This window comes from Moorena sp. SIO3H5, from assembly GCF_010692395.1.
Taxonomy (GTDB): Bacteria; Cyanobacteriota; Cyanobacteriia; order Cyanobacteriales; family Coleofasciculaceae; genus Moorena.
The window spans coordinates 1-22,738 of sequence record NZ_JAAHHS010000088.1; the positions used below are offsets into that span (position 1 = coordinate 1).

The 22,738-nt window shown below is 43.4% G+C and carries 20 protein-coding genes and 1 pseudogene; 13 read left to right on the forward strand and 8 right to left on the reverse strand.

Annotated elements, in window-relative coordinates; all coding sequences use genetic code 11:
* The coding region (locus F6K52_RS12500; protein ID WP_293077894.1) for a CHASE2 domain-containing protein at positions 1–1,472 on the forward strand (1,472 nt) is incomplete at its 5' end.
* 635 nt (positions 1,473–2,107) lie between these two features.
* Complete coding sequence (locus F6K52_RS12505; RefSeq protein WP_293077895.1) at positions 2,108–2,818, forward strand: hypothetical protein; 711 nt, start codon at positions 2,108–2,110, stop codon at positions 2,816–2,818.
* A 100-nt stretch (positions 2,819–2,918) separates the two neighbouring features.
* Here F6K52_RS12505 and F6K52_RS12510 read toward each other — a convergent pair whose 3' ends face one another.
* On the reverse strand, positions 2,919–3,419 hold the full coding sequence (locus F6K52_RS12510) for a DUF29 domain-containing protein (RefSeq protein WP_293077896.1): 501 nt from the start codon (positions 3,417–3,419) through the stop codon (positions 2,919–2,921).
* Positions 3,394–3,543, reverse strand: a complete 150-nt coding sequence (locus F6K52_RS12515) for a hypothetical protein (RefSeq protein ID WP_293077897.1) — start codon at positions 3,541–3,543, stop codon at positions 3,394–3,396. Before F6K52_RS12515 ends, F6K52_RS12510 begins: the two co-directional genes overlap by 26 nt.
* 220 nt (positions 3,544–3,763) lie before the next feature.
* Between F6K52_RS12515 and F6K52_RS12520 the strand changes: the two genes are divergently transcribed.
* Positions 3,764–3,964, forward strand: coding sequence for a helix-turn-helix transcriptional regulator (locus tag F6K52_RS12520; protein ID WP_293077899.1), 201 nt, complete (start codon positions 3,764–3,766; stop codon positions 3,962–3,964).
* 85 nt (positions 3,965–4,049) lie between these two features.
* Here F6K52_RS12520 and recQ read toward each other — a convergent pair whose 3' ends face one another.
* Together recQ and F6K52_RS12530 are read right to left on the reverse strand one after the other, a co-directional pair.
* Positions 4,050–6,179 carry a DNA helicase RecQ gene (recQ, locus tag F6K52_RS12525; RefSeq protein ID WP_293077901.1) on the reverse strand — a complete coding sequence of 710 codons (2,130 nt, stop codon included), beginning with the start codon at positions 6,177–6,179 and terminating at the stop codon, positions 4,050–4,052.
* A gap of 80 nt (positions 6,180–6,259) precedes the next feature.
* The gene (locus F6K52_RS12530) at positions 6,260–9,583 is read right to left on the reverse strand and encodes a HEAT repeat domain-containing protein (protein WP_293077903.1); all 3,324 of its coding nucleotides are present in this window, start codon (positions 9,581–9,583) and stop codon (positions 6,260–6,262) included.
* A 487-nt stretch (positions 9,584–10,070) separates the two neighbouring features.
* On the opposite strand from F6K52_RS12530, the gene F6K52_RS12535 reads away from it, so the two are divergent.
* The 6 genes and pseudogenes from F6K52_RS12535 to F6K52_RS12560 all read left to right on the forward strand — a co-directional run bounded on the left by F6K52_RS12535 (position 10,071) and on the right by F6K52_RS12560 (position 13,331).
* Positions 10,071–10,328 carry a hypothetical protein gene (locus F6K52_RS12535; protein WP_293077905.1) on the forward strand — a complete coding sequence of 86 codons (258 nt, stop codon included), beginning with the start codon at positions 10,071–10,073 and terminating at the stop codon, positions 10,326–10,328.
* 472 nt (positions 10,329–10,800) lie between these two features.
* On the forward strand, positions 10,801–11,217 hold the full coding sequence (locus F6K52_RS12540; protein WP_293077908.1) for a helix-turn-helix domain-containing protein: 417 nt from the start codon (positions 10,801–10,803) through the stop codon (positions 11,215–11,217).
* A gap of 64 nt (positions 11,218–11,281) precedes the next feature.
* Positions 11,282–11,803, forward strand: a pseudogene (locus tag F6K52_RS12545) (Uma2 family endonuclease); the annotation flags it as partial.
* Between the two features lie 26 nt (positions 11,804–11,829).
* The gene (locus F6K52_RS12550) at positions 11,830–12,105 is read left to right on the forward strand and encodes a hypothetical protein (RefSeq protein ID WP_293077910.1); all 276 of its coding nucleotides are present in this window, start codon (positions 11,830–11,832) and stop codon (positions 12,103–12,105) included.
* A gap of 103 nt (positions 12,106–12,208) precedes the next feature.
* Positions 12,209–12,430: a hypothetical protein gene (locus F6K52_RS12555; RefSeq protein ID WP_293077912.1), complete on the forward strand. Its 222-nt coding sequence runs from the start codon at positions 12,209–12,211 to the stop codon at positions 12,428–12,430.
* Between the two features lie 52 nt (positions 12,431–12,482).
* The gene (locus F6K52_RS12560) at positions 12,483–13,331 is read left to right on the forward strand and encodes a class I SAM-dependent methyltransferase (RefSeq protein ID WP_293077914.1); all 849 of its coding nucleotides are present in this window, start codon (positions 12,483–12,485) and stop codon (positions 13,329–13,331) included.
* A 308-nt stretch (positions 13,332–13,639) separates the two neighbouring features.
* Here F6K52_RS12560 and F6K52_RS12565 read toward each other — a convergent pair whose 3' ends face one another.
* Positions 13,640–14,152: a hypothetical protein gene (locus F6K52_RS12565; RefSeq protein ID WP_293077916.1), complete on the reverse strand. Its 513-nt coding sequence runs from the start codon at positions 14,150–14,152 to the stop codon at positions 13,640–13,642.
* A gap of 596 nt (positions 14,153–14,748) precedes the next feature.
* Between F6K52_RS12565 and F6K52_RS12570 the strand changes: the two genes are divergently transcribed.
* The gene (locus F6K52_RS12570; RefSeq protein WP_293077919.1) at positions 14,749–16,404 is read left to right on the forward strand and encodes a hypothetical protein; all 1,656 of its coding nucleotides are present in this window, start codon (positions 14,749–14,751) and stop codon (positions 16,402–16,404) included.
* Positions 16,405–16,891: 487 nt separating this feature from the next.
* Here the strand turns inward: F6K52_RS12570 and F6K52_RS12575 are convergent, their stop codons facing one another.
* Complete coding sequence (locus F6K52_RS12575) at positions 16,892–17,407, reverse strand: TetR/AcrR family transcriptional regulator (protein WP_293077921.1); 516 nt, start codon at positions 17,405–17,407, stop codon at positions 16,892–16,894.
* A 101-nt stretch (positions 17,408–17,508) separates the two neighbouring features.
* Between F6K52_RS12575 and F6K52_RS12580 the strand changes: the two genes are divergently transcribed.
* Complete coding sequence (locus F6K52_RS12580; protein ID WP_293077923.1) at positions 17,509–18,000, forward strand: hypothetical protein; 492 nt, start codon at positions 17,509–17,511, stop codon at positions 17,998–18,000.
* 672 nt (positions 18,001–18,672) lie between these two features.
* Positions 18,673–20,148: a CIA30 family protein gene (locus tag F6K52_RS12585; RefSeq protein WP_293077925.1), complete on the forward strand. Its 1,476-nt coding sequence runs from the start codon at positions 18,673–18,675 to the stop codon at positions 20,146–20,148.
* A gap of 150 nt (positions 20,149–20,298) precedes the next feature.
* Here F6K52_RS12585 and F6K52_RS12590 read toward each other — a convergent pair whose 3' ends face one another.
* A complete protein-coding gene (locus F6K52_RS12590) occupies positions 20,299–21,081 on the reverse strand; it encodes an RNA polymerase sigma factor SigF (RefSeq protein WP_293077927.1) in 783 nt (260 codons plus the stop codon).
* Positions 21,082–21,440: 359 nt separating this feature from the next.
* Positions 21,441–21,590, reverse strand: coding sequence for a hypothetical protein (locus tag F6K52_RS12595; RefSeq protein WP_293077929.1), 150 nt, complete (start codon positions 21,588–21,590; stop codon positions 21,441–21,443).
* Positions 21,591–21,869: 279 nt separating this feature from the next.
* On the opposite strand from F6K52_RS12595, the gene F6K52_RS12600 reads away from it, so the two are divergent.
* A complete protein-coding gene (locus F6K52_RS12600; RefSeq protein WP_293077931.1) occupies positions 21,870–22,598 on the forward strand; it encodes a Bax inhibitor-1 family protein in 729 nt (242 codons plus the stop codon).
* Positions 22,599–22,738 lie beyond the last annotated feature (140 nt).

Genomic DNA, 22,738 nt, shown 5'->3' on the forward strand with positions numbered 1-22,738 from the left:
TCAATGAGCTAGAACAGCTGCACATTCCGCACATGATTATTATGCGGGAGCCGGTACCGGATCTGGTAGCACAGCAGTTTTTGCAATATTTTCTCAAAGTCTTTGCTAGTGGTAAGTCCTTGTATCTAGCAGTGCAAGAAGCCCGGAAAAAGCTGCAAGGTTTAGAAGATCAATGTCCCTGTGCCAGTTGGTTGCCAGTGATTTGTCAAAATCCCGCCACCATACCCCCAACTTGGCAACAGTTGCGTGGCCATCACCAAAACTACCTGCTCCCATCGGCCTTGATCGTCAGTGTGGTGGTTACCATTTTAGTTATGGTAATCCGGCAGCTGGGAATGCTGCAGCTTTGGGAACTAAAGGCATTTGACCAACTGATGCGGCTGCGACCTAATCCTGGGGTAGACACCCGTTTGCTGGTGGTTGAAGCCAAAGATGCTGAGATCAAGCGCTATGGCTATCCCCTCCCAGATCAAACCCTAGCCCAAGTCCTAGACAAGCTAGAGTATGATCAACCGCGAGTGATTGGCTTAGACATCTTTCGCGAACGTCCTAGAGAACCTGGTCACCAGGCATTGAGCCGTCAGTTACAGCAAAATCAGAAATTCATTGCCCTTTGTAGCGCTAGGGTAGCTAACAACCCCGAAAACTCAGGCATCAAACCTCCTTCTGGGGTGCCAGAATCCCGCCTTGGTTTTAGCAATATCATGCCTGACCCTGATGGCATTATCCGTAGGCATCTTGTATTTATGCATCCCTACCACGATGACCCCTGTGCCACCGACCATTCCTTCAGTGCTAGGGTCGCATTGCATTACTTAGCCCAAGAGGGAATCAAGGCAAAAACCATTGCTATCAATAAAATAGGCTTGGGTAAGACTGTCTTCAAAGATTTATCAGCTAATGCTGGGGGTTATCACAATCGTGATTATCGGGGGTTCCAGGTGTTACTCAATTACCGGGAAACTGTCGCCCGACGAGTCACTGTCACAGAGCTGCTAGAGGGTAAGGTCAAACCAGAGTGGGTGACAGACAAAATAGTCGTGATCGGAATAACTGCAGAGATTGCCAAGGATTACCATCCTACCCCCTACAGTGCCCTGAAGTGGCCATACCAAGAAATGCCAGGGGTAATTATTCACACCCAGATGGTCAGTCAGATGATCAGTGCTGCTCTTGGTGAGCGTCCATTATTATCGGTGTGGTCGGTCTGGGCAGAGCTGTTCTGGGTTTGGGGTTGGTCAATCATTGGTGGTACCATTGCCTGGCGCTGTGGTCGAATGCTGTATTGGGGACTCGCTATCATCACAGCCACAGGGGGTTTATATCTCCTATGCTTTGGTCTATTCACTCTAGGAGTATGGGTACCTCTGGTGCCATCAGCCTTAGCATTGGTAGCAACTAGCGGAATTGTAGTGGTTTACCGGAAACCAGTTGGAGCAATCACTGCCTTAGCTCTCGGACGAATTCTCTAGTATTTCCATTTGAGTTGGAAACAATAATTACAGTTTTTGACCTGGCAAAAAATCCCTATATACCTGATTAGCTATTGCTTATTGCTTATTGCCTCTTGCCTTTTCCTAAGGGGAATCGTTCACAACTCCAATGGAAATACTATAAAAATGTATTTACTAACTTATTGAAAACTATCTCTTCAACACTTCTGGTATTAGGAATTAGCTACAACAAAAGCAGCAGTATTGGAGAGGGAACATCTCATATCGAGTTGCATTCAAAGATAGTAGATTGCTTGGATAGGGATATTGCGGGAAGAGATAGTTGTACCTTTAACCGCAACAAGGGTGTAACTTATGGAGATCATTTGTACTAAAGCTATCGCCCGCTCATGGGTTTTAGCTTGCTCTGATACTAGATAGTTCAGTAGATAGTTCATATGTTCTACAATTTTGCTGTGATCCCTATTAGAGAATGATCCGGATCTAATCTCAAATACCAAGAAAACTAGACAAGCTGAGCAAATTTTGCTCCGTCAAAAAAATTTTTCTGATCATCTGCGAAAAGTTGGCTTGAAAGGCGCTGTAACAAGTATCAATGAAAAACGCCGTCTGGGTCGGTGTTTAGCCAAGTTCTACAACAGGTGTATTATCAAATGATTAATTTGCTAAAGCAGCTTTGGACAACAGTAATTTCCTTCACTCTCAACATCAGACAGCGCTTGCAACAATTAGTAGCAACGATACTGAAGGGATTCGAGCAAGCAAATCATAGTAATTCTGAGCCGATTGACCAGCAATCATCATCCCAAGACTCCCAACAACTATCAGAATCATCACAAATACAGATAGTAATAAATTACACACCACCGAATGATGGCAAGGGGCCTGTTGGTGACAGCAAAAAGGGCGGATCACTCTGGAAATTGTACCAGCTAATCCATGAAAATCCTGAGTTTAGTAACCCAGAACTGTTACCAATATCAGCATCAAAACAACTACAACTATCACAACTAGCGATGGTAAATGCTTTCAGACCACCGAATGATGGCAAGGGACCCGTAGGTGATAGCAAAGATGGAGGCACTTCCTTCATGAGTATGAATACATTAAACAATTACAATCCACCGAAAGATGGCAAGGGACCGGTAGGTGACAGCAAAGATGGAGGCGCTTCCTTCATGAGTATGAATACATTAAACAATTACAATCCACCGAAAGATGGCAAGGGACCGGTAGGTGACAGCAAAAATGGAGGCGCTTCTTTCATGAGTATGAATACATTAAATAATTACAATCCACCGAAAGATGGCAAGGGACCGGTAGGTGACAGCAAAGATGGAGGCACTTCCTTCCGCAGATATTAACTAGTTTGTTAAAGTATTCCAGTTATCAATTCCTTTCGGTGCTTTTTTCCTGGGTTTTAGAGAATAGGGAGTATCCCACTACATCGCTGCTCCCTATTCTCTATTCCTTATTCAACACTTCTGGGAAAAAACCAGCTTCCAAAACCTCCTCCTGAGCAAAAGAACACTGAGAAGGAAAAATACTCAACTTAATCCCAGTTTCCTGGGCTGCCTTAATCCGAGCCTTCTGATAACATTGCTCAAAGACCTCTGGCAAAAACGCTACGGTGCGCTTTCCAATGGGCGAGTAAATCGCCCTTGGGTCGCACCGCAAACTAGGACTATCCTCCAGCAGTTCTTCCAAAGCGATACGCTGTTCACTGATAGTATTAATCCAACTATCGCTCCTTTTCCCTGGTTGATACATCCACTTCAGTAAATGCATCAGCAACACAATCAAGCGACTTTTTAACTCCCGCTTTTCACCTTGACCGATGCTTTCGACTTCTTCAATCAGATTCGCTACATCAACTTGGGTAAACTCACCCTCCCGTAACTGTTGCGCAGTTGCCTCGGTCCACAGGTAAAAGTCTCGTTCATAAAGGTTGTGGGCTGTTGTCATCACTCATTTCCCCAATTAATTGATGCGCTTCGTGTTGAGAATCCCCGCTCTGACCGAGACGGGGATTTTGATTTGTTTGGTGATTCCAATTCTTAGCCGTGACACCGCTCAACAATAATTTCATCTCCCTATCTCCCTATCTCCCCATCTCCCTATCTCCCTATCTCCCCATCTCCCCACACTTCTCACACTTCCCACACTTCCCACTTACATTGATGAACCTAATTTAAACTATAAAGATTAATTTACTTGGCGTGTTGCACAAAACCCTATTGTATAATATAAACTATAAATAGTCAAATAAATTTAGGTAAACCACTGCTACAAGACAACCGGAGAAGGTAATGTCCCTAGGAAAAAAACTACGAGAACGCCGTGAAAGTCTAGGTTTAACCCGCATACAAGTTGCCAGAGCCTGTGATGTGGTAGAATCTACAGTGATTAACTGGGAGGCTGATCGGCACAAGCCTAAGCTCTATCCAGAACAGACCAAAGCCTTGTGTGATATCTTAGACTTCAAAATTGAGGATCTGATCCACCAGTAACATCTAAGGTTATACCGAAAGCACAGGATGGCTTTGTGCGATCATTTCATAATCATCTATAGTGCTGCCGATAGCAATAAATATATCAATTATCCTGCCGTCGCCACCAAGCACGGACTAGTTTAATGTCGTCATAGGAGTAACTTTCTCCTAAGTATTCCCGTAATTGTTTCAGATACTGATCACCCACTTTTTCAATTGCTTTGATAATTGGCTCATGGCGTTCCAATGGTACCAGTCGTTTTAAATCCACTGGCTGATTCATTTCAATTAATTGGCTCAAATGCTCTATTATAGTCCTGGTAGTATACCCTCGTTGTTGAGCAATTTCGTCTACACTTAACCCTTGTTGATAGAATTGCAAGGTTTTCATATAGGTACTGGAGGGCAGGGGTTCTGGTAGTTTTTGCTCTTGACAAAATGCCCGAATTTCTGAAACAAATTGCTCGCCATACTGGGTAACTTTATACTGAGTCACACCAGAAAGTTTCCCAAAGTGCTCTAAGGTTTTGGGTTTCAGCTGTGCCATTAGTTTCAGTGTGGAATCAGCAAACACTACATAGGGCGGAATCGATTGACGGTCAGCTAGCTGTTTCCTTAGTTTCCGGAGTTTATCTAGCAGCAGCTCCGCTTCAACTGCTCTGGGGTTAATTTCCCCTAAGGCTTTTTCTACAGATGATTGGGGAATAGAAACATAAACAGAACGTTGTTTACGCAGGATTTCCCAACTTAGTTTATTGAGCTTCAGCACAGAGTAGCCATCGGTGGTTTGGTCTACTAATCCCTGGTGCAAAAGCGATCGCACTAGAATTTTCCAAGCCTCTGCAGTTTTATCTTTACCAATACCATAAGTAGAGAGTAAGTGATGGCCATATTGCTCAATTTTTTTACTTTTTGAGCCCCGCAACACTTGAATAATGTGGTTCATGCCAAACCGTTCGCGACACCGGGCTACACAAGAGAGGAATTTTTGAGCTTCAATCGTCCAATCTTCTACTGGCTTAGGATAGCAACAGTTATCACATTTATCACAATTCCCTGGAAACCGCTCACCAAAGTAGCCCAGCAAAATCCGGCGGCGACAATCTGTGCCTTCTGCGTAGTCAACTATCTGATTTAACTGTTGATAAGCAATCCGTTGTTCTTTGGGATCGGGCTTTTGATCAATCAGATAATGAAGTTTGGAGATATCACTAGCGCTGAATAAAATGGTACATGTGGCTGGTTCCCCATCTCGTCCTGCTCGTCCCGATTCCTGGTAATAACTTTCCAGGTTACGAGGTAAATCGTAGTGAATCACAAAGCGTACATCGGGCTTATTAATTCCCATGCCAAAGGCTACGGTAGCTACGATTATCCGCACATCATCCCGGATAAAGCGATTTTGATTGGTTGCCCTAGCCTTATCCGTCATTCCGCCATGGTAAGGTAGGGCAGAAATGCCATCATTCTGTAACCGGAAAGCCACTTCGTCTACGGAACGGCGGCTCGTACAGTAGACAATACCAGAACCTTGGTGAGAACGGATCTGTTGTAATAACTGTTTATAGCTTTGCCGTTGTTTTGGTTGAACCTCGTAGTAAAGGTTAGGACGGTTGAAACTAGCGATGTGAACCTTAGGCTGTCGCAGTTCCAGTTGTTGGATAATGTCCTGTTGGACTCGATTAGTAGCAGTAGCGGTCAGGGCCAGCACTGAGCTATTAGGATAGCGGTGACGTAATAGTTTTAGTTGCCGGTATTCTGGGCGGAAATCATGCCCCCATTGTGAAACGCAGTGAGCTTCATCAATAGCAAAGGTGGGAATACCGATTTGCGATCGCACTCTGTCCAAAAATGGGATAAACTGTTCCGCTAGTAACCGTTCTGGTGATACGTAGAGTAATTTTATCTGACCCTGAAGGATGGCCGCTTCCCGCGATCGCATTTGTTGGAAGCTCAAGGTGCTATTGATAAACGTAGCCCCAATGCCATTATCTTCCAAAGACGTGACTTGGTCTTGCATCAAGGAAATCAGAGGAGATACCACAACGGTTAATCCCGGTTTCAGTAGCGCTGGCAGTTGATAACACAAGGATTTACCACCGCCAGTGGGCATGATTATCAGTAAATCCTGATTTTGCAGCGCTTCTTCAATAATCTGTCGCTGTCCTAAACGGAAACAGTCGTGACCAAAGAAATGTTTAAGGGCATGCTCCAGGGATGGCGACTGTTCCATGGTCGTGAGGGGATTGCGATCGCTTCAGTGTTGGGGATAACATTATTAGCCTTAAAAACTATAACACAGAGCGCTATTCTCTATTCCTCACCTACAACCACATCCCACAGCGCATCAATACCACTGCCCACATACTTAGAATCTTGATGTTGTTCAATCCATTCAATTACAGTAGGGACAACATGATTCGATGTTTTGCCCAATCTGCCCAAGGCTTCCGCTGCGCTCCTACGCACAAAAGAATCATTATCCATTAGCTGTTCTAGGAGGGCGTTGACTACAGCTTCTGAGCTGTTGCCCGAATTGCCGAAGGCTAAGGCTGTCCCCTGACGCACATAAGACTGATCATCCTGAAGCCTTGCTAGAAGGGCGTTGACTACGGTTTCTGAGCTGTTGCCCAAGTTGCCCAAGGCTAAGGCTGCCTTGCCACGCACATAATAGTGATCATCCTGAAGTCTTGATATTAGGGCATTGACTACGGTTTCTGAGCTATTGCCCAAGTGGCCCAAGGCTCTGGCTACCTGCCCACGCACATTAGACTGATCATCCTGAAGCCTTGCTAGAAGGGCGCTGACTACGGTTTCTGAGCTGTTGCCCAATTTACCCAAACCTCTGGCTGCCCGACCGCGCACAAAATAATTATCATCTTGAAGCCTTGGTATTAGGGCATTGATTACGGTTTCTGAGCTGTTGCCCAAATTGCCTAAGCCATAAGCTGCCTTCCAACGCACAAAATAATCATCATCCTGAAGCTGTGCTAGGAGGGTGCTGACTAAGATGTCTGAGCTGTTGGCCAATTTACCCAAGGCTTCAGCTGCACTCACACGGACATCAGGATCGGGTTCCTGAAACCGTGCTAGGAGGATGCTGATTACCTTTTCTGAGCTGTTGCCCAATCTGATCAAGGCATCGGCTGCCCACCCACGCACCTCAGACTCATTATCTTGAAGCCTTGCTAGGAGGGTGCTGACTACCTTTTCTGAACTGTTGCCCAATTTGCCCAAGGCTCTGGCTGCCTTCCAACGCACATCAGAATTCTTATCATTTTTTAGCCGTGCTAAGAGGGCGTTGACTACGGTTTCTGAGCTATTGCCCAATTCACCCAAAGCATCGGCTGCCTCCCTACGCACACAATAATCATCATCCTTTAGCCGTGCTAGCAATATTGTAATTACCTGATCTTTTTCCCCGAAATCAGATCTATAGTTCAGCAATCGCCACTCATCAATTCGATCGGATTGCTGTTCCAATAATTCCAATACCTGTGCTTCAAAATCGGTTTCATAGAAACTACAAATTATATTAAAAACCTGCTCGGAAACCCTCTCCCCAACCCGCTCTTTACTACTGACTTCTAACTCAAGCAACCGCTCTAGAATTTCTTGCACCAATCCACCATCAGTACCAAGCAAATTTTTCGGGTCTTCTGCCAAACAACTACCAGCAAACAACAAATCCCGATGCAACCACTGCTCATAGTTACTCTTATTAGTCAAAACTGCCCGAATCGCCCTCGCCGCCTTTTTCGGTTTTTGTTGTGCTATCAGCAATAGTAGCACCTCGCGCCAGTGGGAGTCATGCAAATGCTCCCGAATCTGACTCAAAACAATCTCAAAATCTCCGTCATTATCCGCCTGATAGTCAATCTCTTCAGCACACAAATATTCCTGAAAGGTCTTATGAACAAACCCATAACAATTCTGCCCTTGCTCATTCAATAAACCGGTGCGATCGCGAATCAAGGTAACAAATGCTTCTGCTTCTTCTTTGGCTTGATATAACTGCACCTGCTTCAAGGTTTTAATCTGCTGACTCAACTGATCAATTAAATCATTTTGGTCTATCAACGTACCGCTCTCGTTATCTTCAACATTTCCCTGGGTATGAATCCAATAAGCCAACAATTCCATCAATCGGCGCAAATCATATAAATCTAGATACTTAAATAGTCCCTGACTGCTGATTTCCTTATTGGCATCCCAAGAGGTTAACAACGTCTTGACGGCACAATTATAAAGCTCAAAACGTTCTTTGGGCAATACCGCTTGATACCGATGAATTAAAGCAATGATTGTCAACAATAACGGATTCCGTGCCAACAAGGTAATCCGGTCATGATCATCTAGCGCCTTTTGTAAACTATGCTTGCGCCTTTCAGCTTCTGCTTGGTCTTGAAACCTGCTGTTATACCAGTTATCAATAAAATTTGAAATCTTCTGGTCATCAAAGGGTTCAATTTGATAGTGTGGAAATTCCTCAGTGTGGAAAAAGTCGCGCCGATAACCAGCCGGTCGAGATGTAATAATAGCCCGATTTCTGTCAAACTGTCCCAAAAAATTCTCGATGCGCCTGACTACATCATTCCGTTTAGCGTCTTCTGCGACTTCATCCAAACCATCTAGCAATATCAACGCCCTACCATCAGACAACCAATGCTCAAAAAATCCCACTGGTAACGGTTTCACTGACATCGTGTTTTCAGCAAATACCCGAGCATAGTCGATCAGGCTTTTATCGAGATTTATCGCAAAATCTCGCATCCTAATTAAAATCGGTAGCCAGTCCGTATCACCATCTAATCCTAAAATGTCAGGATTTTGCTGAGCCAACATTACTGCAAAATAACTCATCAAGGTTGTTTTTCCCGAGCCTGGCGCACCCAATATCACCACTCGTCTCGACTGACTTTGGCTCAATAACTGCTCCGCCAAGAATTTCCGACCAGTTGTCTTTGCCAATAGTGCTGTTTCTGAGGTTTCCCCACTACCGGCTGCTAACCAATCCCTTTCCCAAGCCCCAGCAGTTGATACATCTTCCACCACATCTGGCATTACAAAAATTTGCGCTAACTTCTCCGATTTTTCTACTTCTTGCCCAGGCACAGCAATGCCAGCAAATTTGACATCATCAAACCAGTTAGCTAACTGCTCACAATAATCCTGTTTAGCTACCTGAAATTTTAGATAAGTATCCGTCTGCTGAAAATAAGCATTAATAAATTTCTCTATCCAAGGTTTAATACTATCTTGATTCAGTTTAATGTTATGGGCTTCAGCTTGCTGTTTAAATACCGTGATTAAAATCTCTCTATCAGGCTTACCATGATTAAGTAAGGGTTTTTGTAATTCCGCCAAAACTGCTGAATGAGTAAAATAGTCGCGCAAAAAATTATTAACTCCATTCCAGCCATCCGGTCTAGCCTGAAAAAATAACCGCTGGCTCGGATCCCTTTGTTTTTCCCATTCCTTAACTGCCGCTTCTCCCGCTTTGATTGCCTTGTCTACATCGCTTTTACTCAGAGCTTGACTTAAGCTATCCCATCCTTGTCCCGAAACAATCTCTAACAACGATTCCCCTATTTTCGGGATTGCCCAACCGGCTAATACTGACAAGGGTTCTATCATTGGTTTCTAGTTATCGTTAATTACATTAATTATAGCAATTTAGGGAGTAGGGAGTAGGGAGTAGGGAGTAGGGAACAGGGAACAGGGAACAGGGAACAGGGAAAAAGTTTTTTCTACCTGATTACTAGGATAAACCATAAAATTTATAATTCATAATCTCTAAAAAAAGTCGATGTTCTGAGCTGCTAAGCGAACGATTAATTATTGATAAACTTAAATGCTATCCCAGAATTACGGTATTAATTTAATCAAATTGATGATATCAACTAAGCGATAAGTGATGGTATCACAGCTAAACCATACTTTTACAAATAAGATAATAATCGAATATAGCGCTACGCGATCGCTTTTTTTAAATAACCCTAAAACAATAAAAAACTAATTCAAAAAAATATCGTGCATATCACTAAATAATATAAAAATTATTTGACATAATTAAAATTATATTTTAACATAAAAATGTGCCCAAAAAACAACAAAAAAAAATATGGACATCGAAAACTTTCTCCCAAACTTTGAGTATAATCCCAACAATCCTAATCTCCCTGAATTATCTGGTCAAGCCCAGCCAGGACGGAAAGAAATCAAACATATATTGATCGGTTCTCCCAAAACTGTGCGGGTCACAATCTATAACCTTTATAGCCGTGGCTACGCACAAGTTCATGAGTGGAGCACTCCTCAACCTATCGGAAATTCTGGTGAGGTGATCAGTATTTTGGTTCGACATCTGTTGGTAGATTAAGATAGCAACTTGCCAGGGATTGCAATCCCTGGCGAAAGGTCAAAACTCAGGAGAAAGTACGAAGTCCAAAGTCTAAAATCTAAGTTGGTATGTTGTTGATTTGGTGAACACATAGTCAAGAATCCTAGGGCTCTTGACTATTACAAGAAATAATTCGGTCAAGGATTGGAATTAACCAGAACTTGACCGAATTTTTTTTATTTTGATCATTAAACAGTGCGTAGGGTGTGTTAGGGGCGGGCTTGCTTTAATGTTCTCCTGTTCGCGCCTGAGACAACCCGCCCCGTAACGCACCATCCAAGAGCTTATATTGCGAAGATGCAATAGTTTTTTTTACCTCCCATACCTCCCACATCACCCCTGGTGTGAATGCAATAGTTTTTTTACCTCCCATACCTCCCACACCTCACCTTGCATCTTTTCAAAAATCCTGTTACAATAACAATATCGTTAAAGCAATGGTTTTACCGCCATGATGATTTCTACCGCACAAGCCGCTGAATTACTAGGTGTCTCTGCTACTCGCGTCCGTTTCCTGTTGAGCAAGGGCAGAGTCAAAGGAGCTTATAAAGTGGGTAGAACTTGGGTGATTCCTTTATTTGATGGCATGCCAGTGGTCACCCCCGGCACTCGTGGACCGAAGCGGAATTGGTCAAAGCGTACACAGTACACTAAGGCGGTCATCCACGTTAATCAGAAAGTTATTCGCCAAAATCACAACACTGGCGAACGCAATCCCGTGATTACCGTAAAACGCGGGTCTAAAAACATTTATGGTCATACTGTCGAAGTCAATGGCCCTTGTCGAGTTATGTATCGCCCAGATCATCCCCTCAATTGTGGAGCACGGGTATGGATTGAGACGATTTCTGATTTTAAGGTGAGCTGAGCCAGGTCTAAACTATTAGTTATAGCGCTACGCCCTGGGAATAGGGAATAGCGATCAGTCAGGCATGGTCGAGAGGCTTAAACCAATGGGAATGCATTCACAGGTAGCCGGGTTTATAGGAGATCAACTGTTTTTAGAAATTCGGCGCTGTCAATTGCCTTACTTTATTCCGAAAGAATGCGTGATCAAACCACAAACAGAGTCTGGGTACGAACCAGATGTAATCGTTTTAGATAAGCAAAGGGTTACTGATAACGAACCACGCTGGAAAAAAGAATCGATAATCACACAGGGATCTTCTGTTCGTTTAGTTGTAGAAGTGGTTTCAACAAACTGGAGCGACGATTACGCTTTAAAACTGGAAGATTACGAGTCTTTCGGAATTGCTGAATATTGGATTGTTGATTATTTTGGTTTAGGCGGTAGGCGATTTATTGGTAATCCTAAACAACCTACGTTATCGGTTTACCAATTGATAGATGGCGAATATCACGTTAGTCAGTTCCGAGGAGCGAACCGTATTTTATCGCCAACCTTTCCAGAGTTACGGTTAAATGCTCAACAGGTTTTTCAAGCGATCGCTTAATCGGTATTGATTAATAATGGAATGATTTGAATAGTTTTGTAGAACGGGCATCTTACTGGAACGGGTATCAGGCGTGGAACGGGCATCAGACGTGGAACGGGCATCTTGCCCGTTACAATATTTCCGCCAGCCAGGATACCCATTCCACTGATATTCATTCCGCCCCTGAGCAATTAACCATTGGCATTAACCGTTGTCTCTACGCTTCTATTTCCTCTCTCCCCATACTTACCACTCTTACCACCTTTAAAACCCTTACCACACTATCAACACTCTTCCCCAGTGAGGATCAATCCTCCTGACTAGCTTGAGGGAAAATAGTGAGCTAATTTGGAATAACCTAAACCAGTATTGTAACAATATGAATTTAAGATTTGGTTAATTAAAGGTAAAATCAGGTGGACATTGGGAGTAGATATAGTAATTCAGATGCTCAAAGTAGGAACCTTAGTTCGAGTGATTTATCCTGATTATGTTGCAGGTCTTTCGGGTCGTATTGAAGCACAGGAAGAATCCGGTCGTTGGATAGTCAGATTAGAAGAAAATCCCTTTGAGCATAATGATCAACCATTTCTACTATCTCTAGATGAGTCAGACTTTGAAGTGATTAAGCCTCCTTCATACTAGTTAAACTAGTTATCATATTTTATAATTATCAGATTTTCCATCTCCACCAACCATGAAACACCAGATAAATATAAATGAGTTCAAGAAAAACGTCAAAGCTGACTTTAACACCAGACCAAACTATGATCAAGGAAGCTTTCACCCTCGGCTAGCCAAAGGTCTAGTAGAACTATCCCAACTGGAAACTGGACAACGAATTCTAGATATTGCGACCGGCACAGGTTTAGTAGCAATTCGTGCAGCCAAAATTGTCGGTGCTTCTGGAGCTGTTGTCGGTGTAGATATTTCCTCAGGCATGCTCAATTTAGCCCAACGAAAACTTAAAGCGGAAGGTCTCAACAACATCGAATTTATAGAAGCAGATGCAGAAACTATCAACTTCCCAGATAATAGTTTCGATAGGATTCTATCTTCTTCAGCCATTGTATACTTAACAGATATCCCTGCTGCGTTACGGCAGTGGTATCGCTTCGTAAAACCAGGAGGATTAGTCGGATTTTCCTGTTTTGCAGCAAAGGCCTTTCCTACAGGGGGTCTGTTTCGAGAAAAAGCAGGAGACTATGGCATTGTAATTCCTAATCCCAATCAACCCCTTGGTAGTCCCGAGAAATGTCACCAGCTACTCACCGAAGCAGGTTTTCAAGACATCAACGTCAAAACCGATCAACTTGGTTACTACGGCAGTGATACTCAAACAGTAGCAGCAAACTCTTGGCGGGGAAACTCAAAGAGTGCCTTTGGCGCAGAAGTTTTCCAGCTTTCTCCAGAGAAATTAGCACAATTGAAAACTGAATTCTTTGCAGCCGTTGAGCAATTAGCCACACCACAAGGCATTTGGATAGATATTACAACATTTTTTGTTTGCGCCAGGAAATCGGTAACATTTTCTATTACCAAATAATCTCTAGACGTCAGCTATTAGCTTAAGCGCTACTTGAGGTGCTATCAGCTTATGTGCTACGCACACGCTACGCGAACAGCTATCAGCTATCAGCTAAAGGCCTTTGGCCACGCTACGCGAACAGCTAATGGGGCGGCTACTTGAGGTGCTAAAGGCCTTTGGCGACGCTACGCGAACAGCTAATGGGGCGGCTACTTGAGTTCCGAACAGCTTGTGAATAAAATAAGCTGACTGCTGACTGCTGACTGCTGACTGCTGACTGCTTACGTTACGTTTTTAAAGGTTAAACGTTGCACTATTGCTATTATTTATTTGTCTTTTTGTGCTTCCTCCACCACTGGTATTGATTCTGTAGTCTCTTCTGCTGAGTAGCCTGAAAATTTAGCCAATTGCTCTAACGACAGCATACCTGGATAAAACCGACCATTAATTTCCCAAGTTGGAAAGCCTTTGATCTTCGCTTCAATGCATAAGTCAGTTTGGGAGGTTTCAGCCCTTGGGTCACATTCAATATAATTGATCTGCTTAAATGCCTCACCAAACATTTGCTTCTGCTTTGTGCAATAGGGACACCAGTAAGCGCCGTACATTTTAGCACCAATTTTTTTCAAATGACCAGATAAAGAGGTAGTTGAAGGGGTAACTGGGAGTTCAGGAGGAGGGGATTCTAGGGTTACTTTTGTAGGGGTAGAGGGTGAGGGTTCTCCTAAAGAAGATTCCGCAGCTACTGTCAGTAGGACAAGACTAGAAATCACCCAGACAGTCTTATTTAAACTACGAATAAATATCCATGGGAGTGTAATGCTAGGTTTCGCGTTCATAGTTTGTAGGGGATATATTGGAATTATCCAGCAAATTAATCACTTCTTTACCGTTTTAACCTGATATTGTCGGAAACTACCAAATCTTTATTAACGGGACATGCTGCATCTTAATGCATGCAATTAGGGAAAAATGCCCCCAAAAATTCCCACACTTCCCACACTTCCCACCTTTTTCACGCTTCCCACACTTCCCACCCTGCCCTTGCCCGGGCCCCACACTTACCTTCTTTTTTACAAATATGAGATGCACCCAACGAAATCTAAGCTCTCTACTTTGTTTGCTTACCAGGCTCCCAGCCCATTAGCTGGCAAGCTAACCATGTCCACATAGCTTTGTATTTGGGTTGTGAACACAGCAATTTCAGAAAAAGGCTTGCATACAAAAGGCAAAAGCTAAGAGGGGTCAAGAGCTCCGGAGTTTTATTGTTCAATAAAAAAACACCATTAATATTTACATCTGATTTATAAACCCTATAGCGATTAAGTTTAATGCTTACCTTTCTGGAATTCACCTCAGCATCAGTGAATTATCTAATAAGTATCAGTGAATTATCTAATCACTGATCATCACTATTTTTCATAAACAGGCAACTATGGTTAAACGTTTGCTTACCAAAGACATGCTTGACTTTGATGCTCCAGATCAAGTCAAAGATGTTATTCAACCTCAAGGGCGTCCACCAGAAACAGACCCTACTCTGGGTATCCGTCCCGAATTAAGTAGTGAAGTCAACCAAAAGCCAGGCACTCCCCGACATCGACTAGTCACCATTGGTGATTCCCTAAGCCATGGCGTCCAGAGTGGAGCAATTTTTAATACTGACCTATCCTATCCCATGATGATTGCTCAAGAAATGGGTTGGGAAGAACACCTGCGCCGTCCAACCCAATATGGTGAATTAGGTGGATTGCCCATAAATCTGGAGTATTTAGTTCGGCACTTAGAGCGACAGTTTGGTGACAAGATCGACTGGTGGGAATTAGGACCGGCTCTGTTTTCAATCCGCGCATTTATGGATGACTTAGAAGATTATTGGGAACGCGGTCCTGGTTGGCAAGGGGGCGTTGGCTCTACTTTTGCTATGCAAAAAGGGATTAACCACAATCTCGCTATTTATGGGTGGAATCTCAAAGACATCATCTCTCACGACGCAGATACTCTCAGAAACGCAATCCAGGAACCAACGGATGATCTATTGCGGCAAATTGTTGAGAATGGCAACGAACATGCGGCATTGAGGGTTTTGGACTCCGCACGGGATTCAGAGGGTAAAGCACTTACGCCAGTGCAAGCTGCCGTGGCACTAGGCCAACAAGGAAGTCTAGAAAACGGTGAGGGAGATGGTATTGAAACCCTGATGATCATGATTGGGGCGAATAATGCCATGGGCAGCGTTGCTCAACTGCAGGTCAGATGGAGTTGCGGACGCGATTCCAATTCACCACAGCCCAATGAGCGACCTACAGTCTGGTGTCCGGAAGATTTCAAAGCTGAATGCGATCAAGTACTAGAGCAAATCAAGCAAATTAAAGCTCGCCATGTCATTTTGGCTACAATTCCCCATGTCACCATTGCGCCTATTGGTCGTGGAGTAGGACATAAAATGGCTACTGGCTCGCGATACTTCCCCTACTACACCCGTCCTTGGATTAGCGACAAAGATTTCGACCCCAACCGTGACCCGCACATTAGCGGACAACAAGCCCGAGCCATTGATAGCGTCATTGACCAGTACAACGACTATATTGCTGATGCTGTACGTCAAGCTCGAAAACAAGGTCGAGATTGGTATTTATTTGAATTAGGAGGATTACTCGATTGCTTAGCTTATCGACGTTATATTGAAGACTCCGACGCCAGACCAGATTGGTGGACTCCTTATCAGCTACCACCGGAACTGGAAGCTCTTTCACCAGTACCAGATACTCGCTTTTTTAAATCCGATGCCACTGGTCGCACCAGCGGTGGTTTCTTCACCCTAGATGGTATTCATCCCACTACCATTGGCTACGGTATCGTTGCTCAACAATTGATCACTCTTATGCAGCAACAAGCTGGTGTCAAGTTTTATCGCAAAGACGGTCGCACAGAGCGTGATGATCCAGTCAAGATCAATTTCCAGCGCCTGATTGCTATAGATACCCTGATTTCCGACCCACCGAAATCTTTATCGAGTAGTCTGAAATGGCTGGATTGGCTCGATCAGAACTTGCAGATTTTCCAGCGCTTACTAAGAAAGGGTAATTGACAACTAGTTTAATAGTTAGTGTTCTTAGTTTTTAGTCACTTAAGAATACTAACTATCAAATATCCATTACCGATTATCTATTACCTATTACCTATTACCAGCTTTTCTATACATAAGATAAGTCTTAAATAGATCAGAGTGTTAGGGAGTATGTCACTTACATACCAAGCATTTCAGCTTGTTTCGTTACCCCTTCAGGAATGTTTGTCTGAACTAATAACATATGTAAAAATATGGGCTTATCCTATGGTGTTTAGGTTAGTAGGGCTAATGCTAGAGAAGCTGTTATAAAGTGCCAACGGAGCTGAATCTCTTGCTATGGCTTACACACAAGCTTTAGAGTCGCTTATGTATCAAAACTTAAAATAGTTCCGTTTTCAAACTTTAGTCAAAACTCCAGTTCTGAGGGGGCGGGGTTATAGCAATATCATCCTGCTACCCGACCATCTACAAACCTATACCAAGACATCTAAGCAGTTCATAAAACTCATCTGAGCAGCAAACTTAGGGCACGACGGACATAGGTTGTCCAAGATTCTCTAGGCGGGAAGATCAATGCATAGAGCATGATGCCGCTCATTGTGTCAAAAACCAAGTCTGAATCTAAGTCTGTTGGAATTTCATTTCTTGTCTTTGCCCGTTCGATAATAACAGCGAAGGATTTTCGTCGGGGTTGTAGATATTTTTCCCAGTAAATTTGAGCGAACCCAGGATTGCTCGATGCACTACCGATAATCATGGCAACAGTCTGCTTTCCAAGTGGAGTAAGGGTTATTTGTGCGGCATTCTCAATGAGTGCATCTATGTCACTCCAAAGATTGCCTGTGTCAGGAATTAGCACCTCTTCCCGAATACTTTCAATTGCATCAGCAACCAGTTGATCTTTACTGCTGTAACGCCGGTAGATGGTTGTCTTACCTACTCCAGCACGAGCGGCGATGACTTCAATACTCATTGCTTCAAAGCCGACTTCTGACAACAATTCCAGTGCGGCCTTCAGCATGGCCTGGTGAGATGCTCTGCTGCGAGGCCTTCCTGGTGATTTCTTTCTAATATCATTCATAGATGTTATCATATTTCGATACGATACGGTATCGAAACTATATGTCTCGAAAACCTCTTTATATGGACAAGCACAGTACTCAAACCCTGCGAGAAGGTCTAGTGGAGTACTATACTCTCAATCCACACGTTACTGATCCAGTGACACAACCTTCAGACTTCGGCAAAATCCTGCGAGCGCACGACATAGGGCATGTGATTTACGCTTGTGACACGGGAATGTACGATGAGCTAAAAATTCTGCCGCTATTTTGGTGGACGAGTAAATGTACGTTTGAGACCTACTTGAAAATGAAAAACTCCCCTGCTGTTGATGTGATGTACAAGGATATGATTAGGGAAAAAGGGGTGTTGTGGCTATACAGAGCAATCTTGAGAGTACTTCCTGGGGTAATTCTAGAATTAATTCCAATTTGGTTTAAAACTCGAAATCGTCAAAAATTACTGCCATTTCTTGAGTTTGAGCCGTTGCTTGATCGTTCTCTTTTGGATATCCGCCAGGAATTTGATTTGTTACCGTTTATAAAGGCCTAGTAAAGCTGATCATCATACTTGCTTCACGTTAACTATCAATTTTGATGGGTTTTATGATATATAGCAATTCTACGACTTGTGAGGGGGTGCATCTGTATGGGGTGCGTCTTTTTTTGTTGTACTTTGGTAAAAACCGAAGTGTTGGGAATGCTTTTCGCGGTAGGATTGGGAGCTTGGATAAGCGATCGCAAGAAGACCAAAACTTTATTTAACAAATAAACAAACCATCGGCTGAAGAATGCAGAATTTAGAATGAATAATGAAGAATGAACTAATTCTAAATTATCCGGTTAACTAATTAACATATCCAGGATATGGGAATAGGTAGTTTCCTATTCCCGATTTTACAAATTAATTTCAACTAGGAATTAAACTAAATCTCCCCCATCTTCCGATCTCCCCATCTCCCCATCTCCCCATCTCCCCATCTCCCCATCTCCCCTGCTCTGTTAGCGCTAACCATTATTATCGCTTTCGTTAATACTCAATATTTTGCAGCTCTATATTAACGAAAAGCCATGCTTTTCGTTAATAAGCGTATAAATGAAAATTTATATGATATAATTAACGACTGGAAAAAATCCACTGAAGGGATCCAGTACTATGCTCAAGGTAACCTTCAGAGTAATTCAGATTTCGATAAACTGAATAAAAAATGCACTTGAGGGGATTATGACCCAAAACAATCGCTCCCCATGGGATGCTGGCAGATTCATAAAAACCCTAAGCTACTTTGAGGTTATTCCTTTCCTGAGCTGCCTACAGCGATTATTCACAGGTCGTGCCAATAATCAACAATCGAGCCAAGGTAAAGACAAAGATATGGGAGTAATACTGGTAGCTGGGGCAACTGGCGGTGTAGGTAAGCGAGTGGTTCGCTGTCTGGTTGAGCAGAATTATCCTGTACGTGCCCTAGTCAGAAATACTGAGAAAGCTAGGGAAATCCTTGGGGATAACGTGGAACTATTCGAGGCAGATATCACTATTCCAGAGACTTTGACCCCAGCACTGTACAAGAACATTATTGCTGTAGTGTGTTGTACGGGAACACGGGTGCAACCGGTAGAAGGAGACACGCCGAACCGGGAAAAATACTATCAGGGCATCAAGTTCTATCTGCCAGAAGTAGTCGATACCCCCGAAGTTGTGGAGTATCAGGGTATCAAGAACTTAGTACAAGCTGCAGCGGAGTACCTTGAAGCAGGGAAACAACTCCTATTTGACTTCCAAAACCCTTCCGATGACTTACAAGAAACCTGGGGTGCTGTGGATGATGTTGTCATGGGTGGTGTCAGCGAGAGTTCAATCCGGCTCGTCAACAAGGCTGCCCTGTTTACTGGCAATGTGTCAACAGCCAATTCTGGCGGCTTTGTGTCAGTACGCACCCGCAATCTCCCAACTCCCCTCAACTTAGCTGAGTACGAAGGAATAGAAGTGCGAGTTAAAGGGGATGGTCAACGGTATAAATTTATATTGCGCAATGAATCGAAATGGGATGGAATTTCCTACTGCTATTCCTTCGACACCCAGAAAGATCAGTGGATGAATGTTTCGATTCCTTTTGCTGATTTGATTCCGGTATTTCGAGCCAAAACCTTGAGAGATGCTGCTCCCTTCAACCCCAGTCGCATCTGTGCCATACAGCTAATGCTGAGTAAATTTGAATATGATGGCGCACTGAACCCAAACTTTGCTCCAGGTTCTTTTGTGCTACAGGTGGAAAGGATTAAAGCCTATGGGGGTATCACCAAGCCCCAATTCATTATGATTAGTTCAGCCGGGGTAACTCGTCCAGGTCGTCCAGGAATTAACCTAGAGGAAGAACCACCAGCGGTACGAATGAATGACCAACTGGGAGGAATTCTAACCTGGAAACTGCGGGGAGAAGACGCAGTTCGCGACAGTGGCGTTTCCTATACTATCATCAGACCTTGTGCTTTGACAGAAGAACCGGGAGGTCAAGCCTTAGTGTTTGCTCAAGGAGACAATATCCGAGGTAGAGTAAGTCGGGAAGATATTGCTGAACTTTGTGTTCAGGTACTAGAGCAACCCAAGGCTTGTAATGTCACCTTTGAAGTCAAAGAGTCAAGTGATGGTTTGCGAGACTGGCAAACTCTTTTTTGCGATATCAATACCGACAGCAATTAAGTATAAGGCAATTAGAATTTAGAATTTAGAATTTAGAATTGGAAATTTAGAATTGGAAATTTAGAATTGGAAATTTAGAACTTAGAGTTTCTTCATTTTTCATTCTTCATTCTGCATTCTTAATTCTTAATTCTTAATTCTTAATTCTTGTTAACTTGCCAGACGCTCCGATGCTTGAGATTTCATCAGGGTAACTAATTCTTGAAGTCCTCTCTTTACATGTCGGGTTACTGTCATCGGACTGACTCCAATTCGTTTGGCTGCTTCTTTGCGGGGGAGTTCTCGTAAGAAAACAAACTCTATAGCTGCCTGAGTTTTATCTTCTAGCTGACTCAAGGCACCGTGGAGCTGTTGTCGGTCTTCTTCCCAATAGTGTAAATTCTCTTCATAGTAATCTGGTAGAGTCTCTCCTAAAGTCATGGGTTGATCGACCTTCTGAGAGACCGTGGCATCCAAACTTAAAGGCAAACGATTTTGAACTGCCAACTTACTTTCCTGCCACTCTTGGAGGGATACATCCAAAGCCTTAGCAATTTCTTCATCTCTGGGGAAGCGTCCCAAGTTAGTTGCTAACTTTTTGCTGACTCTTTTCCCTGCCTGCTGCAGTTCCTGCCATCGGCGAGGAATCTTGACTAGAGAACCCCTGTCGCGCAAGAAGTGTAGCATCTCACCGCGAATGTAAGGCACTGCTAAGGAACTGAATGCACAACCTTGATGGGGGTCGAACCGTTCAATAGCACGAATCAAGCCGATGTAACCCATTTGCTCGAGGTCTTCATAAGGTTCAGCACACTTCTGGCTGACTATATGAGCAATCTTCCTCACTAATCCAGCATTTAATCTTACTATCTGATTGCGAAGTTGAATTGATGGATTTCGGTAATACGCAATCAGAAGTTCCATTCCTTGAAAACCAACAGACCCAATAGCCATTCTCAAAATATCCCAGAAGTGGAAACCTATTTACGACACGAGGCTTAGCCTAAGCAATTAATCTTCAACTCATTGTCATTAGAGATTCCCCTTTATAACCATCGTCCTTTTACGGAAAAAACAAATTACCGTTTTTGTTTTCTCTGTACAATCACGCAGATTGCAACACCAAAATATTGAAAAATCGCTATAAGGTCTTAAATGTGGTATAATATATAACTTAAATGACGCGCAAGTGGAAACTAGCAAAAAGTTGCAACTAGCAAACAGGATAACTAGTACTCTGTCAATTTAGTTTTGAGGGTTAGGGCAAGGTTAATGCTATTAGGTATTAAGTATTAGGTGTTAAGTATTAGGTGTTAAGTATTAGGTATAGCAAAGGGAACAGGGAACAGGGAACAGGGAACAGGGAACAGGGAACAGGGAACAGGGAGTAGGGAATATCGCATCAAAATTCTCTCAATTCCTACACGGATTGCTATATTTAGGTAAGCTAATGGGCTAGGCACACCCTTGGCTTGTAGCCACGCTGCACGAACGTGAACAGCTATTGAATAAAATCAGCTGACCTGTGACCGCTGACGGCACCTCAAGTAGCGGGCGGGGAGTGTCAAGGTGTTAGGTATTAGGTATTCGGAAAAAGAATAGTTTACCTCTCAATTAAATTTGAAGGGATTACTAGCAAGTCGGTTTTCCCACCTGCCACAAGATTGCGGATATCGTTCAAAATAGAAGTAGTTATCAATCAATGCTCATACTTTATCCAGAAAATTTTTGACTAACATCTCATGAGTAGCACTAGTAACTTTCGTCAAGCAATTCGTGAATCTCAAGGTCGAGCCCTAGTTGGTCCGAATGTTATTGCTAATGCCCTGCCTTACTTGGGTGGTGGACTAGTCTTAACTGCACTAGGTGTCTATGGTGGTCTGGGAGTGATTTCAAGCAACCCAGGGCTATTTATGACCACCATCTGGGTTGCCGTAATTGCCGAACTTATTCTTTTCTTTGTTGCCCGTGGTGTGGCTGAGAACGGAAACAACACTGTAGCTTTGCCTCTTCTAGCTTGTTACAGTCTGTTGTCCGGCTACACCCTCAGTGGCTTAATATTCGTTGCCCTCGGAACAGGGGGTGTGGGCATGCAAGGCATTGCCATTGCTGCCTTTGGCTGTGGTGTCGCCTTTATGGCTGGCCGTCAAATTGGCTCTAATCTCTCAGACGAAGATGGCTTTGCTTTAGCCAAAACCGTCCAGATGGGTATTATCGCCTTGCTGGTGGTCTTGGTGGCTCAGCTAGTTTTATCTTTCTTTGGTGTATACACACCCAGCTTTCTAGAAATTGCTATCTCTGGCTTAGGTGTGGTTATTTTTGCGGGTGCGGCTGTAGTGGATTTCTTCATCCTGCCTCGCGCTTATCGTGATGACCAGTATCTACCTGCTGCCCTGTCAATGTATTTGACTTATATTAACTTGTTCGTGTTCATTTTGCGCCTGCTGATTGCTCTTAATGGTCGCGACTAAGACAGTGCAATACGATAGAATCTGATCGGGGATGGCAATGCTTTACCCCGATTTTTTTATTTGTAAGCTAGGGAAGGAAGACCGTCGTGTAGGGAAAAATTTTAGATTCGGTTGGTCGCCTGATCATAAAAAAAAAAAAA

Coding starts and splice junctions, on each gene's coding strand:
- recQ (WP_293077901.1), bottom strand. CDS start 6,179: ATGGAACAGTCGCCATCCCTGGAGCATGCCCTTAAACATTTCTTTGGT.
- F6K52_RS12590 (WP_293077927.1), bottom strand. CDS start 21,081: ATGGCTATTGGGTCTGTTGGTTTTCAAGGAATGGAACTTCTGATTGCG.
- F6K52_RS12600 (WP_293077931.1), top strand. CDS start 21,870: ATGAGTAGCACTAGTAACTTTCGTCAAGCAATTCGTGAATCTCAAGGT.
- F6K52_RS12565 (WP_293077916.1), bottom strand. CDS start 14,152: ATGAACGCGAAACCTAGCATTACACTCCCATGGATATTTATTCGTAGT.
- F6K52_RS12530 (WP_293077903.1), bottom strand. CDS start 9,583: ATGATAGAACCCTTGTCAGTATTAGCCGGTTGGGCAATCCCGAAAATA.
- F6K52_RS12515 (WP_293077897.1), bottom strand. CDS start 3,543: ATGAAATTATTGTTGAGCGGTGTCACGGCTAAGAATTGGAATCACCAA.
- F6K52_RS12570 (WP_293077919.1), top strand. CDS start 14,749: ATGGTTAAACGTTTGCTTACCAAAGACATGCTTGACTTTGATGCTCCA.
- F6K52_RS12535 (WP_293077905.1), top strand. CDS start 10,071: ATGGACATCGAAAACTTTCTCCCAAACTTTGAGTATAATCCCAACAAT.
- F6K52_RS12510 (WP_293077896.1), bottom strand. CDS start 3,419: ATGACAACAGCCCACAACCTTTATGAACGAGACTTTTACCTGTGGACC.
- F6K52_RS12505 (WP_293077895.1), top strand. CDS start 2,108: ATGATTAATTTGCTAAAGCAGCTTTGGACAACAGTAATTTCCTTCACT.
- F6K52_RS12575 (WP_293077921.1), bottom strand. CDS start 17,407: ATGCTGAAGGCCGCACTGGAATTGTTGTCAGAAGTCGGCTTTGAAGCA.
- F6K52_RS12580 (WP_293077923.1), top strand. CDS start 17,509: ATGTCTCGAAAACCTCTTTATATGGACAAGCACAGTACTCAAACCCTG.
- F6K52_RS12540 (WP_293077908.1), top strand. CDS start 10,801: ATGATGATTTCTACCGCACAAGCCGCTGAATTACTAGGTGTCTCTGCT.
- F6K52_RS12560 (WP_293077914.1), top strand. CDS start 12,483: ATGAAACACCAGATAAATATAAATGAGTTCAAGAAAAACGTCAAAGCT.
- F6K52_RS12585 (WP_293077925.1), top strand. CDS start 18,673: ATGACCCAAAACAATCGCTCCCCATGGGATGCTGGCAGATTCATAAAA.
- F6K52_RS12520 (WP_293077899.1), top strand. CDS start 3,764: ATGTCCCTAGGAAAAAAACTACGAGAACGCCGTGAAAGTCTAGGTTTA.